The 16,580-nt window shown below is 71.7% G+C and carries 11 protein-coding genes; 9 read left to right on the top strand and 2 right to left on the bottom strand.

All coding sequences use genetic code 11. From position 1 onward, the window contains the following. Nucleotides 1-220: 220 nt before the first annotated feature. Nucleotides 221-1,810 (top strand): phosphoglycerate dehydrogenase, encoded by a 1,590-nt coding sequence (serA, locus tag ACN6LD_RS04105; RefSeq protein WP_057584952.1) that lies wholly within the window; start codon nt 221-223, stop codon nt 1,808-1,810. Nucleotides 1,811-1,934: 124 nt separating this feature from the next. Here the strand turns inward: serA and ACN6LD_RS04100 are convergent, their stop codons facing one another. Further along, nucleotides 1,935-3,452, bottom strand: a complete 1,518-nt coding sequence (locus ACN6LD_RS04100; RefSeq protein ID WP_319187324.1) for an MFS transporter — start codon at nt 3,450-3,452, stop codon at nt 1,935-1,937. 96 nt (nt 3,453-3,548) lie between these two features. Between ACN6LD_RS04100 and ACN6LD_RS04095 the strand changes: the two genes are divergently transcribed. Continuing rightward, a complete protein-coding gene (locus tag ACN6LD_RS04095) occupies nt 3,549-4,139 on the top strand; it encodes a TetR/AcrR family transcriptional regulator (RefSeq protein WP_319187326.1) in 591 nt (196 codons plus the stop codon). A gap of 33 nt (nt 4,140-4,172) precedes the next feature. On the opposite strand, the gene ACN6LD_RS04090 is transcribed toward ACN6LD_RS04095, so the two are convergent. Next, nucleotides 4,173-5,387, bottom strand: a complete 1,215-nt coding sequence (locus ACN6LD_RS04090) for a PucR family transcriptional regulator (RefSeq protein ID WP_445042534.1) — start codon at nt 5,385-5,387, stop codon at nt 4,173-4,175. Between the two features lie 107 nt (nt 5,388-5,494). Between ACN6LD_RS04090 and ACN6LD_RS04085 the strand changes: the two genes are divergently transcribed. The 7 genes from ACN6LD_RS04085 to ACN6LD_RS04055 all read left to right on the top strand — a co-directional run bounded on the left by ACN6LD_RS04085 (nt 5,495) and on the right by ACN6LD_RS04055 (nt 16,522). Continuing rightward, nucleotides 5,495-6,421: a proline dehydrogenase family protein gene (locus ACN6LD_RS04085; protein ID WP_445042533.1), complete on the top strand. Its 927-nt coding sequence runs from the start codon at nt 5,495-5,497 to the stop codon at nt 6,419-6,421. A gap of 45 nt (nt 6,422-6,466) precedes the next feature. Continuing rightward, nucleotides 6,467-8,107, top strand: coding sequence for an L-glutamate gamma-semialdehyde dehydrogenase (gene pruA / locus ACN6LD_RS04080; protein ID WP_445042532.1), 1,641 nt, complete (start codon nt 6,467-6,469; stop codon nt 8,105-8,107). A gap of 483 nt (nt 8,108-8,590) precedes the next feature. Continuing rightward, complete coding sequence (locus tag ACN6LD_RS04075; RefSeq protein WP_015493350.1) at nt 8,591-8,722, top strand: hypothetical protein; 132 nt, start codon at nt 8,591-8,593, stop codon at nt 8,720-8,722. A 194-nt stretch (nt 8,723-8,916) separates the two neighbouring features. Further along, nucleotides 8,917-9,960: a 3-isopropylmalate dehydrogenase gene (locus tag ACN6LD_RS04070; RefSeq protein WP_319187336.1), complete on the top strand. Its 1,044-nt coding sequence runs from the start codon at nt 8,917-8,919 to the stop codon at nt 9,958-9,960. 250 nt (nt 9,961-10,210) lie between these two features. Next, nucleotides 10,211-11,299: a branched-chain amino acid aminotransferase gene (locus ACN6LD_RS04065; RefSeq protein WP_319187338.1), complete on the top strand. Its 1,089-nt coding sequence runs from the start codon at nt 10,211-10,213 to the stop codon at nt 11,297-11,299. Nucleotides 11,300-11,715: 416 nt separating this feature from the next. Next, on the top strand, nt 11,716-13,320 hold the full coding sequence (cimA, locus tag ACN6LD_RS04060; protein ID WP_319187340.1) for a citramalate synthase: 1,605 nt from the start codon (nt 11,716-11,718) through the stop codon (nt 13,318-13,320). Nucleotides 13,321-13,492: 172 nt separating this feature from the next. After that, nucleotides 13,493-16,522, top strand: a complete 3,030-nt coding sequence (locus tag ACN6LD_RS04055) for a glycoside hydrolase family 3 protein (protein ID WP_445042531.1) — start codon at nt 13,493-13,495, stop codon at nt 16,520-16,522. The last annotated feature ends 58 nt before the right edge of the window (nt 16,523-16,580 follow it).

Raw genomic sequence — 16,580 nt, 5'->3', positions numbered from 1 at the left:
GGGCCGGAGCGCACTGCTCCGGCCCCGTTGTCCATCCCGTCCACCCACGGACGGGTGATCCTTCCGCGGAGGCACGAGGCGACCTCCGCCGCAGCACTACACTGCTGCCTATATACGCGTTCAGGCCCACAGCGTCGTGCGTCTTCCACGCGGCTAGCCCCTCCTCCGCCTGCGGCCGTCGGGACGGCCGTCCGCACGCTCTGGACTTGTGAGGACTCACGTGAGCTCGAAACCTGTCGTACTCATCGCTGAAGAGCTGTCGCCCGCGACCGTGGACGCGCTTGGCCCGGACTTCGAGATCCGGCACTGCAACGGAGCGGACCGAGCTGAACTGCTCCCGGCCATCGCCGACGTCGACGCGATCCTGATCCGCTCGGCCACCAAGGTCGACGCCGAGGCGATCGCCGCCGCGAACAAGCTGAAGGTCGTCGCACGAGCCGGCGTCGGCCTGGACAACGTCGACGTCTCCGCCGCCACCAAGGCCGGCGTGATGGTCGTCAACGCCCCCACCTCGAACATCGTGACCGCCGCCGAGCTGGCCTGCGGTCTGCTGCTCGCCACCGCCCGCCACATTCCGCAGGCCAACGCCGCGCTGAAGAACGGCGAGTGGAAGCGCAGCAAGTACACCGGCGTCGAGCTGGCCGAGAAGACGCTCGGCGTCGTCGGCCTCGGCCGCATCGGCGCGCTCGTCGCGCAGCGGATGTCCGGCTTCGGTATGAAGGTCGTCGCCTACGACCCCTACGTGCAGCCCGCGCGCGCCGCGCAGATGGGCGTGAAGGTCCTGTCGCTGGACGAGCTGCTCGAGGTCGCCGACTTCATCACCGTCCACCTGCCGAAGACCCCCGAGACGGTCGGTCTGATCGGCGACGAGGCGCTGCGCAAGGTCAAGCCGAGCGTGCGCATCGTCAACGCCGCCCGCGGCGGGATCGTCGACGAGGAGGCGCTGTACTCGGCGCTGAAGGAGGGCCGGGTCGCCGGCGCCGGCCTCGACGTGTACGCGAAGGAGCCCTGCACGGACTCCCCGCTGTTCGAGTTCGACCAGGTCGTGGCCACTCCGCACCTCGGCGCGTCGACCGACGAGGCGCAGGAGAAGGCCGGCATCGCGGTCGCGCGGTCGGTGCGCCTCGCGCTCGCCGGTGAGCTCGTCCCCGACGCGGTGAACGTGCAGGGCGGTGTCATCGCCGAGGACGTCAAGCCGGGTCTGCCCCTCGCCGAGCGGCTCGGCCGGATCTTCACCGCGCTGGCGGGCGAGGTCGCGGTCCGTCTCGACGTCGAGGTGTACGGCGAGATCACCCAGCACGACGTGAAGGTCCTGGAGCTGTCGGCTCTCAAGGGCGTCTTCGAGGACGTCGTCGACGAGACGGTGTCCTACGTCAACGCCCCGCTGTTCGCGCAGGAGCGTGGTGTCGAGGTGCGGCTGACGACCAGCTCGGAGTCGGCCGACCACCGCAACGTCGTCACCGTGCGCGGCACGCTCTCGGACGGCGAGGAGGTGTCGGTCTCCGGCACGCTGGCCGGCCCCAAGCACCTGCAGAAGATCGTCGCGGTCGGCGAGTACGACGTCGACCTCGCGCTCGCCGACCACATGGTCGTCCTCAAGTACGAGGACCGGCCGGGCGTCGTCGGAACCGTCGGCCGGGTCTTCGGCGAGGCCGGGATCAACATCGCCGGCATGCAGGTCGCCCGGGCCGCGGTGGGCGGCGAGGCGCTGGCCGTCCTGACCGTGGACGACACGGTGCCCGCGGGTGTGCTGGCGGAGGTCGCGGAGGAGATCGGCGCGACGTCCGCTCGTGCGGTGAACCTCGTCTGAGGGTGCCGCACGCACCGGGGGCTGCGGTCCCCGGGCCCTCGCTTCGGCCCTGAAGGGGCCTCGTCCTCACACGCCGGACGGGCTGAGAATCTCAGCCCGTCCGGCGTTCTGTGCACAGAGGCCCTCACTTGTCGTCGACGCGGATCCTGCGCAGCGTCAGTGAGGCCGCTGCCGCCGCGCCGGCGAGGATCAGCGCGCCGGCGATCGCCGCGCCCTGCATGCCGTGGGTGAAGGCCTCGCGGGCCGTCGTGGCCAGGGCGTCTCCCGTGCGCCCCGGGAGACGGGCGGCCACCGCCAGGGCGCCGCCGAGGGTCTCGCGGGCCTCCGCCGGGGCCGAGGCCGGGATGCCGTGGCGGTAGAGGGCGGTGCCGATGGAGCCGAGGACCGCCATGCCGAGGGCGCCGCCGAACTCGGTGCCGGTCTCCAGCAGGGCGGACGCGGAGCCCGCTCGTTCGGTCGGGGCCGAGCTCAGCGCCAGGTCCGTCATCTGGGAGAGGACCATGACGATCCCGGAGGCGAGGACGGCGCACGCGGTCAGCACGAGCCACATCGAGTCGGCGCCGGCGAGGGCCAGCAGGGCGTAGCCGGCCGCCGCGACCGTGAAGCCGGCCGTCACGACGTACGCGCGGTTGACGCCCCGTTGGACCAGGGTGGTGGCGACGGGCCCGGCCATCCCGATCGGCACGGCCGGGAGCAGCGCCCACAGGGCCGCCTCCAGCGCGCTCTTGCCGAGCACGGACTGCAGGTACTGGGTGGTGAAGAACGCCGAGCCCATCATGCCGAACGCGGAGACCAGGTTGAGGACGAGCGCCGCCGCGAACCCGTGTCCGCGGAACAGGGCCGGGGAGATCATCGGGTCTGCCGCCGTGCGCTGACGGTGGACGAAGAGGGCCGCGAAGAGCAGGCCCACGGCGACCGAGAGGACGTACTCGGTGTGCCGGCCCTCGGACGTGATCTCCTTCAGGCCGTAGATCACGGGGAGCACCGCGGCCATCGACAGCGGGACGCTCGGCCAGTCGAAGCGGCCCGGGGCGGGGTCGCGCGACTCCGGCAGCAGGACCGGGCCGAGGACGAGCAGCAGGGCCATCGCGGGCAGGTTGACCAGGAAGACCGAGCCCCACCAGAAGTACTCGACCAGCACGCCGCTCATCACGGAGCCGAGCGCGATGCCGCCCGTCATCACCCCGGACCACAGGCCGATCGCCTTGGCGCGCTGGCCGGGGTCGGTGAACATCGTGCGGATCAGGGCCATCGTCGAGGGCATCAGGGTCGCGCCGCCGATACCGAGGACCGCGCGGGCCGCGATCAGGGTCTCGGCGCTGCCCGCGTAGGCCGCGATCAGCGAGGCGGCGCCGAAGGCGGCGGCGCCGATCAGCAGCAGCCGGCGCCGGCCGATGCGGTCGCCCAGGGAGCCCATCGTCATCAGCAGGCCCGCGAGGACGAACGCGTAGATGTCGAAGATCCACAGCTGCTGGGTGCCGCTCGGCTCGAGATCCGCGCTGATCGCCGGGATCGCGAAGTAGAGGACGGAGACGTCCATGGAGACCAGGAGCAGCGGAAGCATCAGCACGCCGAGGGCGGTCCATTCGCGGCGGCCGGCGCGGGGCGCCGGGGCGGTGACAGTGCTCGTCGGGTTCGTCATGACAGGGACTGTACGGGCGTCTTAAACGCTTGTCTAGAACGACTGTATAAGTCATGCGTATAGGACGCTCGTATGGATCGGGGATAGGGTGACGGCATGGGACATCGTGAGGATCTGCTCGAAGGCGCCAAACGCTGCCTGCTGGAGAAGGGGTTCCTGCGGACGACCGCGCGGGACGTCGTCAAGGAGTCGGGGACCAATCTGGCGTCGATCGGCTACCACTACGGCTCCAAGGACGCCCTGCTGGTGCAGGCGTACGTCTCGTTGATCGAGAGCGCCGGCGACGACTTCGACCCGGGCTGGGGCGGGGGCGGCGAGGCGACTGCGCCCGCGGGATCGCTGGAACGCTTCCAGGAGGTGTGGGCGAGCATCATCGGCTCGGTGCCGCGGACGCGCGCGATCTGGCTGCTGAGCTTCGAGCTCGTCGTCCAGGGCGACCGGCTCCCCGAGGTGCGCAAGCTGCTGGCCGCGGCGCAGGAGGAGGGCCGGTCGGGGATCGTGCCCATGTTCAACGGCGTCCCGGAGGCCGAGCTCGACAAGGAGACCGTCGACACGGAGGGCCGCTTCTACCAGACCCTCCTCAACGGGCTCATGGTCCAGTGGCTGTTCGACCCGGCCACGGCGACGGACGCGGCGCAGCTCACGGAGGGGCTGCGGCGGGTGATCGCGGGCGCGGCGAAGAACTGAGCGCAGAGGCGTCGCGAGCGCTACGGCCGGCCGCTACAGCCGGGCCGCCTTCAGCGTCATGTGCAGCAGCAGCCGGTCCTCGCCGTCGTCCAGGTCCAGGCCCGTCAGCTGCTCCACCCGCGACAGCCGGTAGTACAGCGTCTGCCGGTGGATGCCCAGTGCGGCGGCCGTGCGGCCGGCCTGGCCCGCGCAGTCGAGATAGACCTCGGCCGTGCGGGCCAGTTCGTGGTGGGCGGGGGAGGCCAGTACCCGTACGGCGGGGTCATGGACGCTTCCCGGGGGGAGCGAGGTGAGCAGACGGTACGGGCCGATGGACGACCAGAGCGCGACCGGCCCGAGGCGGGGCTCGGCGAGGGCGGCCCGCGCCGACGCCGACGCCTCCTCCCACGCGGCCCCGAGCTCCGCCAGACCGACCCGCCCCGCGGCCACGCCCGCGGCCGCCTCCGGCGCCCGCTCCCGCAGCCGGACCGCCGCCGACGCCGCGGGGGCGAGGACGTCCGCCGAGCGCAGCCGCACCAGCAGCGCCAGCGACCGCGACGCCGTCCCCCACGGCACCGTGCACCACGCCGTCGCCCCGGGCAGGGTGCGCAGCGAAGGCGCGTCGTCCGGATCGGCGGAGGGCCAGGGGGTCACGCACACCACCGTGTGGGGGCCGTCCGCGCGGGCCCCGAGCGCCGTGCGCAGCTCCGCGACCGCCATGTCGCGCGGCCAGCCCGGCTGCGCCGCGAGGACCGCCCGCAGCTCCCGGGTGAGATCGGCGCCGTGCCGGGCCTCGTCGGCGAGCAGGGCGCCGATCCGGGCGGTCACCTCCATCGCCGAGGCGAGCTGCGCGTCGGAGGGCCCGGGATCGTCGTCCAGCAGCCAGACGTAACCGAGGACGACCCCCCGATGCCGTACGGGAAGGCAGACGCGGCCCCGGTGCACGCCGGCCTCCGGCGTGGGCGGGATCCGCACCGGGCCCGTCGCGCGCGTGATGCCGAAGCCCTCGAACCAGGCGCGGACGGCGGAGGTGGAACGCCGGGTCAGGATCGAGCGGGTGCGGACCGGGTCCAGCGCCGACTCGTCCAGCTCGTCCTCGCTCGCGTACGCGCCGAAGGCGAGGAGCTCGAAGTCGCGGTTCTCCAGGGTCGCGGGGGCGCCCAGCAGCTCGGAGAGCTCGTCGACGAGCTCCTGGTAGTCGCCCCGATGGTCCCGGTAATCCGACGTCACCGGGGCATTCTCCCCCACGCGCGACCGCGCTTCATACATCTGTCTGAGATCTGCGGCACGGATGCGTGACAGCTGTCGATGGCCCACGATCGGAGGGATCCTTAGGTTTCACGGTGGTTCTGTCTGCTGGTCTGTGGAGGTGCCCCGTGCTGGGTCCCGTGATTCTCGCCGCGTCGCGCAGCGACCGGATGCGACGCATGATCTCGGCGGCCCCGGTGACGAAACAGGTCGTCGACCGCTTCATCCCCGGCGAGACGGTCGACGACGTCGTCCCGATCATCGAAGAGCTCACCGGCCGGGGTCTGGAGCTGACGATGGACGTCGTCGGCGAGGACATCACCACCCCCGAGCAGGCCTTCGCCGCCCGGGACGCCTACCTGGCGCTGGTCGACCGGCTGGGGGAGCTCGAGCTCGGCGAGCGGGTGGAGACGTCCGTGAAGCTGTCCATGTTCGGGCAGGCGCTCCCCGGCGGCCACGAACTGGCCCTCGCCAACGTCCGTCCGGTCGTCGAGGCCGCCGCCGCAATCGGCACCACCGTCACCCTCGACGCCGAGGACCACACCACCCTCGACTCGATGTTCGCCGTCCACGAGGAACTGCGGAAGGACTTCCCGCAGACCGGCTGCGTCATCCAGGCCTACCTCTTCCGCACCGAGGCCGACGCCCGCCGGCTCGCCGCGAGCGGCAGCCGGGTGCGGCTGGTGAAGGGCGCCTACAAGGAGCCCGCCGAGGTCGCCCACCAGGACCGGCACGAGATCGACAAGGCGTACGTGCGGATCCTGCGGACCCTGATGGAGGGCGAGGGGTACCCGATGATCGGCTCCCACGACCCGCGCCTGATCTCCATCGGTCAGGAGCTCGCGCGCAAGGCCGGCCGCAAGCCCGACGAGTACGAGTTCCAGATGCTGTACGGGATCAGGAGCGACGAGCATCTGCGACTCGCCGCCGAAGGACACCGCATGCGCGTCTACACCGCCTACGGCACCGACTGGTACGGCTACTTCATGCGCCGGCTCGCGGAGAAGCCGGCGAACCTGCGCTTCTTCGTGCGCTCGATGGTCAGCAAGGGCTGAGCCCACCCCCGCTCGCAACACGCTCAGTAAGGAGTTACCGACCTCATGGACGCTGTGACCCAGGTCCCCACCCCCGTCAACGAGCCGGTGCACGGCTACGCCCCCGGCTCGCCCGAGCGGGCCCGGCTGGAGGCCAAGCTCAAGGAACTGGCCGACAACCCGATCGACCTGCCCTGCACCATCGGCGGCGAGCGGCGGATGGGCGGCGGAGAGCGTTTCGACGTCGTCCAGCCGCACCACCACAAGTCCCGCCTCGGCACGTACGCCAACGCCACGCGCCAGGACGCCCAGGACGCCGTCGACGCGGCCCTCGCCGCCGCTCCCGCCTGGCGCGCGATGGCCTTCGACGACCGTGCCGCGATCATCCTGCGCGCCGCGGAACTGCTGGCCGGCCCCTGGCGGGAGACGCTGGCCGCGTCCACCATGCTCGGCCAGTCGAAGACCGCCCAGCAGGCGGAGATCGACTGCCCCTGCGAACTCGTCGACTTCTGGCGCTTCAACGTGGCCTACGCCCGCCAGATCCTGGCCGAGCAGCCCCCGGCCAACTCCCCGGGCGTCTGGAACCGTCTCGACCACCGCCCGCTCGAGGGCTTCGTCTACGCGATCACGCCGTTCAACTTCACGGCGATCGCGGGCAATCTGCCGACCGCGCCCGCGCTGATGGGCAACGTGGTCGTGTGGAAGCCGTCCCCGACGCAGACGCACGCCGCCGTGCTGCTGATGCGCCTGCTGGAGGAGGCCGGGCTGCCGAAGGGCGTCATCAACCTGGTCACCGGCGACGGCCTGGAGGTCTCCGAGGTCGCCCTGAACCACCGCGACCTCGCCGGCATCCACTTCACCGGCTCCACGAAGACCTTCCAGCACCTGTGGAAGACGGTCGGCGCCAACATCGAGAAGTACCGCACCTACCCGCGTCTGGTCGGCGAGACCGGCGGCAAGGACTTCGTCGTCGCCCACCCGAGCGCCGACCGCGCCGTGCTGAAGACGGCCCTCACCCGGGGCGCCTTCGAGTACCAGGGCCAGAAGTGCAGCGCGACCTCCCGGGCCTACATCCCGGCGTCGATCTGGAACTCCGGCTTCAAGGAGGAGTTCGCGGCCGAGGTCGACAGCCTCACCATGGGCGACGTCACCGACCTGTCGCACTTCATCGGCGCGGTCATCGACGAGCGTTCCTTCGCCAAGAACAAGGCGGCCATCGACCGCGCCGAGGCGGACCCGGCCTGCACGATCGTCGCGGGCGGTACCTACGACGACTCGGTGGGCTGGTTCGTGCGCCCGACCGTCGTCGAGTGCACCGACCCGGAGAACGAGGTCTTCACCACCGAGTACTTCGGCCCGTTCCTCGCCGTGCACGTCTACGACGACAGTTCGGCGGAGGCGTACGACGCGATGCTGACCCAGATGGAGTCGGTCTCGGACTACGCGCTCACCGGCTCGGTCATCGCGAACGACCGCGCCGCCGCCGCGTACACGATGGAGAAGCTGCGCTACGCGGCGGGCAACTTCTACATCAACGACAAGTCGACCGGCGCCGTCGTCGGCCAGCAGCCCTTCGGCGGCGGCCGCGCCTCCGGCACCGACGACAAGGCCGGCGCCCCGCAGAACCTGATGCGCTGGACGCTGACCCGCGCCATCAAGGAGACGCTGGTCCCGCCGACCGACTACGCCTACCCGCACATGGGCTGACGGCGCAACAGCGCACACGCGTTACCCCGAACGGGCCGGTCTTCCCCGGACCCGGCCCGTTCGGCACACTGCCCGCGGCCTGCCGACGGCTCGAGAGGCCCGTGCTGATCGTCGACGGGGCCCGCGGCATCCGGCCCCGCTCGGCGGTCGACTCGCCGGGGCGCGCCCTGCCCCACGTGCGCCGGGTCACTCTGGAGGGGGCGGGCCGCCTGCCGTGGACGGAGGACCCCGTGGGCTTCGGTGAGGTCTTGGCGTCGGCCGTCCGATCGACGGCCGTCTCAGATAGTAGGAAGTCCGAGTAATTGTAGAGACAGGCGCGCGCTCCTCGCTTAGCTTTGTAGGAGCCGAACGTCTCGCTCGATCAAGCGAATGGCGGTCGTGAGCCGGGCCTCGTGCAGGCAACCCCTGCGGTCCGCTCCCCGCCCCTTCCGGCGTCTCGCAACCCCTCAGGCACTCCCTGGATTTCGAAGGAGTCGATTTCCCATGGCCGAGACGACCGTCCGCCGCCGAGTCCGTCACGTCTCCCGTACGAGCGAGTCCGACCGCAAGAACGCCGCCGCCGCCCTGCAGCGCGCCCTCGACCGCCGCGACAACGGAGGCGAGACCGGCCACTGAGCCGGTCCGCCCCGCAGTCCGGGAGCCGCACCCGCACGGGGTGCGGCGCGGGCGTCCGAACGGGACTTCGGGCCCCGCGCCGCACCTCGACCTCTCACCGCCTCCCGCCCCGTCCCGTCGGGTGCACCGCCGCGCCGCTGTCCGGATGACGGACGGTCCGTGTCATCACCTGGGACGAGGAGTAGGGTTCCCGCATGTCTCGCAGCCTCAATCTCGCAGTGATCCCCGGTGACGGCATCGGCCAGGAGGTCGTGGCCGAAGGTCTCAAGGTCCTCTCCGCCGTCCTCCCGCAGGACGTGAAGCTGGAGACCAAGGAGTACGACTTCGGCGCCCGGCGCTACCACGCCACCGGTGAGACCCTCACCGACGAGGACGTGGACGCGCTCAAGCAGCACGACGCGATCCTGCTCGGCGCGATCGGCGACCCGAGCGTCCCCTCCGGAGTCCTGGAGCGGGGCTTCCTGCTCAAGCTGCGCTTCGCCTTCGACCACCACGTGAACCTGCGTCCGTCGAAGCTCCTGCCCGGCGTGGCCACCCCGCTGGCCGGTCAGCCCGAGATCGACTTCGTCGTCGTCCGCGAGGGCACCGAGGGCCCGTACACCGGCAACGGCGGCACGATCCGCAAGGGCACCCCGCACGAGGTCGCCACCGAGGTCTCCGTCAACACGGCGTTCGGCGTCGAGCGCGTGGTCCGCGACGCCTTCGCCCGCGCGCAGGCCCGACCCCGCAAGAAGCTCACGCTCGTCCACAAGAACAACGTGCTGGCCTTCGCCGGCCACCTGTGGACGAACGTCTTCAACCAGGTGGCCGAGGAGTTCCCCGAGGTCACCACCGACTACATCCACGTCGACGCGGCCACCATCTACCTGGTGACCGACCCGGCGCGGTTCGACGTCGTCGTCACCGACAACCTCTTCGGCGACATCATCACCGACCTCGCCGCTGCCGTCTCCGGCGGCATCGGCGTCGCCGCCAGCGGGAACATCAACCCGTCCGGCGAGTTCCCGTCCATGTTCGAGCCGGTGCACGGCTCGGCCCCGGACATCGCGGGCCAGGGCAAGGCCGACCCCACCGCCACGGTCCTGTCCGTCGCCCTGCTCCTGCGCCACCTCGGCTACGAGGCCGAGGCCGTCCGTATCGAGGACGCCGTCTCCGCGGACCTCGGGGAGCGCGGCTCGCTGCCCGCGCGCAGCACCTCCGAGATCGGCGACGCGCTCTCCGTACGAGTAGCCGGCTGACCCGCGCCGCTCGAGAGCCTCGAAGCCGCCGGGTCGCAAGCGCGCCCGGCGGCTTCCGCATGTCCCCCGCCGGGTGTCACCATCAACCCTGGGTCGCATTCACGCCGTTTTCCGGTCCTCGTCCACCTCTTGCGATAATCGAACGCGGAGCCGCGGTATGAGGGAATGCTCGGACGTCCTACCACCGGCCACCGGCCGTACGGACGTGAGCGCGGCCCGTCACTACACAACCGGTGAAGGACAACCACTCATGACGACGCCCACGATCGAGCTCAAGCCCTCCGCCAGCCCCACCTCCGCCGCCGAGCGGCAGGCGATCCTGGCGAACCCCGGCTTCGGCCGCCACTTCACCGACCACATGGTGACGATCAAGTGGACCGAGGGCCGCGGCTGGCACGACGGCCAGCTCGTTCCGTACGCGCCGATCCCCCTCGACCCGGCCACCAACGTCCTGCACTACGCGCAGGAGATCTTCGAGGGCCTGAAGGCGTACCGCCGCCCCGACGGCTCCGTCGCCACCTTCCGGCCGGACCAGAACGCCAAGCGCTTCCAGCGCTCCGCCCGTCGGCTCGCCATGCCCGAGCTGCCGGTCGAGACGTTCATCGAGGCGTGCGACGCGCTCGTCGCCCAGGACCTGGACTGGGTGCCCGCGCACGGCGGCGAGGAGTCCCTCTACCTGCGGCCCTTCATGATCGCGACCGAGGTCGGCCTGGGAGTCAAGCCCGCCAACGAGTACCTCTTCCTCGTCATCGCCTCGCCGGCCGGCGCCTACTTCCCCGGCGGCGTGAAGCCGGTCTCCATCTGGGTCTCCGAGGACCACGTGCGTGCCGTCCCGGGCGGCATGGGCGACGCCAAGACGGGCGGCAACTACGCCGCCTCGCTGCTCGCCCAGGCCGAGGCCGCCGCGCAGGGCTGCGCCCAGGTCTGCTACCTCGACGCGGTCGAGCGCACGTGGGTCGAGGAGCTCGGCGGCATGAACCTGTACTTCGTGTACGGCGACAAGATCGTCACGCCGTCCCTCACCGGTTCCATCCTGGAGGGCGTCACCCGTGACAGCCTCCTCGCCGTCGCCCGCGACCTCGGCTACGAGGCCGCGGAGGGCCGCATCTCCGTCGACCAGTGGCAGCAGGACTCCGCCGACGGCACCCTGACGGAGGTCTTCGCCTGCGGCACCGCCGCCGTGATCACTCCGGTGGGCACGGTCAAGCGCACCGGCGGCGAGTGGCAGCAGTCGGGCGGCGAGCCCGGCGAGGTCACCCTCAGGCTGCGGCAGGCCCTGCTGGACATCCAGCGCGGCACGGCCGAGGACAAGCACGGCTGGATGCACCGGCTCGGCTGACCCGCCGCACGCCCCCACCGGGCCGGGCGGGGCCGCGCCGGACATGACGTCCGGCGCGGCCCCCTCGCCTTCCGCGGGCCCGGCCGCCGGCCCCCGGCCGACGTCCGGGCACACGCCGCTCGCATCCTGAGACACCGGGTGAGCACGCGGACGGACTGTGCCAGACTTCCCCCGTGCTCTCGTTCGCCACGATTATTGGCAGCAGGCGCGCCGGTCCGCAGTGACCGCCACGTACGACCAGGTACGGGCGGCCCTCGTCGTCCTCGACCCGCGCGCAGACCTCTCGCACCCGCGAGGGGTTTTTCGCTTTTCTGGCACCACCCACAGCCGGGAGCGAGAGCGCGAGGGAGCATGGGGGGATGGTGGAGCCGGTCATTCCGGTAACGACCGAGGTCCAACACAGGAGTCTTCAGACCATGACCGCAACCAGCGAACTCGACGATTCGTTCCACGTCTTCGACACCACCCTGCGGGACGGCGCCCAGCGTGAGGGCATCAACCTCACCGTCGCCGACAAGCTGGCCATCGCCCGTCACCTGGACGACTTCGGAGTGGGCTTCATCGAGGGCGGCTGGCCCGGCGCCAACCCGCGCGACACCGAGTTCTTCGCCCGCGCGCAGGAGGAGATCGACTTCAGGCACGCCCAGCTGGTCGCCTTCGGCGCGACCCGCCGGGCCGGCGCGAAGGCGGCGGAGGACCCGCAGGTCAGGGCGCTGCTGGAGTCGGGCGCGGGAGTGATCACCCTGGTCGCGAAGTCCCACGACCGGCACGTGGAGCTGGCCCTGCGCACCACGCTGGACGAGAACCTCGCCATGGTGAGCGACACCGTGTCCTTCCTGAAGGGCGAGGGCCGCCGGGTCTTCGTCGACTGCGAGCACTTCTTCGACGGCTACCGCGCGAACCCCGAGTACGCGAAGGCGGTCGTGCGGGCCGCCGCCGAGGCGGGCGCCGACGTGGTCGTGCTGTGCGACACCAACGGCGGCATGCTCCCGGGCCAGGTGCAGGCAGTCGTCTCCACCGTCCTCGCCGACACCGGCGCCCGGCTCGGCATCCACGCCCAGGACGACACCGGGTGCGCGGTGGCGAACACGCTGGCCGCGGTGGACGCGGGCGCGACGCATGTGCAGTGCACGGCGAACGGCTACGGCGAACGGGTCGGCAACGCGAACCTCTTCCCGGTGGTCGCGGCCCTGGAGCTGAAGTACGGCAAGAAGGTGCTGCCCGAGGGGAGGCTGCGCGAGATGACGCGGATCTCGCACGCGATCGCCGAGGTCGTCAACCTCACCCCGTCCACGCACCAGCCGTACGTCGGCGTCTCGGCCTTCGCCCACAAGGCCGGTCTGCACGCCTCGGCCATCAAGGTCGACCCCGACCTGTACCAGCACATCGACCCCGAGCAGGTCGGCAACACCATGCGGATGCTGGTGTCCGACATGGCCGGCCGCGCCTCGATCGAGCTCAAGGGCAAGGAGCTCGGCGTCGACCTCGGCGGCGACCGCGAGCTGGTCGGCCGGGTCGTCGAGCGGGTCAAGGAGCGCGAGCTCCGGGGCTACACCTACGAGGCGGCGGACGCCTCCTTCGAGCTGCTGCTGCGCGCGGAGGTCGAGGGCCGCCCGCTGAAGTACTTCGAGGTGGAGTCCTGGCGGGCCATCGTCGAGGACCGCCCCGACGGCAGCCACGCCAACGAGGCCACCGTCAAGCTCTACGCCAAGGGCGAGCGGATCGTCGCCACGGCGGAGGGCAACGGCCCGGTCAACGCCCTCGACCGCGCGCTGCGGGTGGCGCTGGAGAAGATCTACCCGCAGCTGGCCAAGCTGGAGCTGGTCGACTACAAGGTCCGCATCCTCGAGGGCGTCCACGGCACCCAGTCCACCACCCGCGTCCTGATCTCCACGACGGACGGTGCGGGGGAGTGGTCCACGGTGGGCGTCGCGGAGAACGTGATCGCCGCGTCCTGGCAGGCACTGGAGGACGCGTACACCTACGGACTGCTCAGGGCGAGCGTGACGCCGGCGGAGTGACCGGGGCCGGCGGGACGTCCCGGCGGCGCAGGGAGGCCGGGGCGTCCCGCTGTCCTGACGGGACGTCTTGACGGCGGTGCGCGGCCCCAGTTAACTCACGGCGTGATCTAAGTCATGAGTGAACTGAGCGTGCCCGACGTGCCCCAGAGACCCGAGAGCCGAGGGAATTCCTATGCCAAGGGATCGGTCCGTACCGAGAACGGCCCTGCTCGTCTCCACCGCCTTGTTCGCCGCCCTGCTGACACCGGCCGCCTCCCGCGCCGCCGACGATCCCGCCCCTGCCCCCGTCGACCGTTTCGAGGGTGAGGTGCCGTTCGCCGCCCAGCCCGCCGAGGGCATCTTCACCTGGGGCAGCGACGCCGACGACCCGCCCACGCTGCGGCTCGCGGAACGGCCCGACGCCCCCGACGGCCAGAAGGTCCTCGCCGGCGCCTACGCGATCAGCGGCTGGGGAGGCTTCACCCACGACTACGCCGCGACCGGACCCGCCCACGACTGGTCCGCCCACCGCGGCATCCGGTTCTGGTGGGAGGGCCGGGGCACCGGCGCCAAGGTCGGCTTCGAGATCAAGGACGGCGGCGCCCACGGCGAGGCGTCCGAGTTGTGGACGACCTCGTTCACCGACGACTTCACCGGCTGGAAGCGCATCGAGATCCCCTTCTCCGACTTCGTGTACCGCACCGACTACCAGCCCGTCGGCGGCATCGACCAGATCCTCGGCCTCACGCAGATGTGGGGCTACGCCGTCACCCTGCCCACCGGCGGGGGCGGCGCGTTCGCCATGGACGGCGTGGAGCTGTACGGCCGCGCCGACCAGGCGCTGCGCGCGTCCGTGACCACCGACGCCGCCGTCTACCCGGTGAAAGAGGGCGCCTCGGCCGCCGTCCGCGTCACCCTCGCCACCACCGGCGCGGCCCCCGTCGACCAGCCGGTGACCGTCGCCTACCGGACCGCGGGCGGCACCGCGTCCGCCGGCGCCGACTACACGCCGGTCTCCGGCACGGTCACCTTCCCTGCGGGCACCGCCTCCGGGGCCTCCCGCACGATCGAGGTCCCGACCCTCAAGGACCGCACCGCCGAGGCCGCCGAGACCGTCCCGCTGGAACTGGCCGTCACCGGCGCCAAACCGCCCGCCGAGACCCCGCAGGTCGTCGTCGACGCGCACGGACTGCCGTACCTGAACGCCAGGCTGCCGGTGCAGCAGCGCGTGAAGGACCTGCTCTCCCGGATGTCCCTGGAGGAGAAGGCCGGTCAGACCACCCAGGCCGAACGCGGCGCGATGACCGCCCCCGCCGACATCGCCGGCTACGGCCTCGGCTCCCTTCTCTCCGGCGGCGGCTCCACGCCGACGCCCAACACCGCGCAGGCCTGGGCGAAGATGATCGACGCCTTCCAGCTCCGGGCGCAGGCGACCCGCTTCCAGATCCCGCTGGTCTACGGCGTCGACGCGGTGCACGGCCACAACAATCTGGCAGGCGCCACGGTCATGCCGCACAACATCGGCATCGGCGCGACCCGGGACCCCCGCATCGCCTACCGCACCGGCGCGGTGACCGCCGCCGAGGTCCGGGCCACCGGAGTCCCCTGGGACTTCGCGCCCTGCCTCTGCGTCACCCGCGACGAACGCTGGGGCCGCTCCTACGAGGCCTTCGGCGAGGACCCGGCGCTCGTGAAGTCCATGGAGACGGTGATCCAGGGCCTCCAGGGGGCCCGCGACGGCCGCGACCTGAAGAACGCCGACAAGGTCCTGGCCACCGCCAAGCACTTCGTCGGCGACGGCGGCACCACGTACGGCTCCTCGACCACCGGTGCGTACACCATCGACCAGGGCGTCACCGAGGTCACCCGGCGGCAGCTGGAGGCCGTCCACCTCGCGCCCTACCAGGAGGCGGTCGACCGGGGCGTCGGCACGGTCATGCCGTCGTACTCCTCCCTCGACATCGCGGGCGACGGCCGGGGCCCGGTGAAGATGCACGCCCGCGCCGACCTGCTGGGCGGCGTCCTGAAGGGCCGGATGGGCTTCGACGGCTTCGTGATCAGCGACTGGAACGCCGTCGACCAGCTGCCGGGCGACTACGCCTCACGCGTGCGCACCGCCGTCGACGCCGGCGTCGACATGATGATGGTGCCCTACGGCTACAAGGAGTACAGCGCCACCCTGATCGCCGAGGTGAAGGCCGGCCGCGTCAGTGAACGGCGGCTCGACGACGCCGTCTCCCGCATCCTCGCCCAGAAGTTCCGCCTCGGTCTCTTCGAGCAGCCGTACGCGGACACGAGCGGCGCCTCCCGCATCGGGTCCGCCGCCCACCGCGACGTCGCGCGGGCCGCTGCCGCCGCCTCGCAGGTGCTGCTGAAGAACGACGGCGGCGTGCTGCCCCTGAAGAAGGGCCAGAAGGTCTACGTGGCCGGCTCCAACGCCGACGACATCGGCAACCAGACCGGCGGCTGGACGATCACCTGGCAGGGCGCGTCCGGCGACATCACCTCCGGCACCACGATCCTCGAGGGCATGCGCAGGGCGGGCGGTGCGATCACGTACTCCAAGGACGCCTCCGCTCCCCTGGCCGGCCATGACGTCGGCGTGGTCGTGGTGGGCGAGACGCCGTACGCCGAGGGCGTCGGCGACGTCGGCAACGGCCACGACCTGGAGCTGAACCCCGCCGACCGGACGGCTGTGGACAGGGTGTGCGCCGCGATGACGTGCGCGGTGCTCATCGTCTCCGGGCGTCCGCAGCTGATCGGCGACCGGCTCGGGGAGATCGACGCCCTGGTCGCGAGCTGGCTGCCGGGCACCGAGGGCGACGGAGTGGCCGACGTGCTGTACGGCCGTCGTGCCTTCACCGGGCAGCTCCCGGTCACCTGGCCGCGCTCCGAGGCCCAGCTGCCGATCAACGTCGGCGACACGGCCTACGACCCGCAGTACCCCTACGGCTGGGGTCTGACGACGCTGACCAAGGTCCCGCAGGGCGGCACGGCCACCCTGAAGGCGCTCCGTCTCGCGGCCGCCGCCGCCGAGCGCGCGGGCGCAGGCGAGGCCGGCCGGGCCCTGGTGACCAGGGCCCGGCTGATCGTCCAGCAGAAGGCCGGCGACAGTCTCACGGCGCGGGTCGCGAAGCCCTTCGCCGACGCGGACCATCTGCTGCTGACCGGCCGCTACGGGGCGGCGGTGGAGAAGCTGACGGAGGCGTACCGGGCGGCCTGAGTCCGCTCGACGCCGCGCACTGCCGACCGGTTTGACGGGCTTCGGGTAGTTTCGACAT

Source organism: Streptomyces sp. SAS_272 (genome assembly GCF_052543235.1).
Note: the sequence above shows the minus strand (reverse complement) of the source record. Positions and strands in the feature narration are given on the sequence as shown.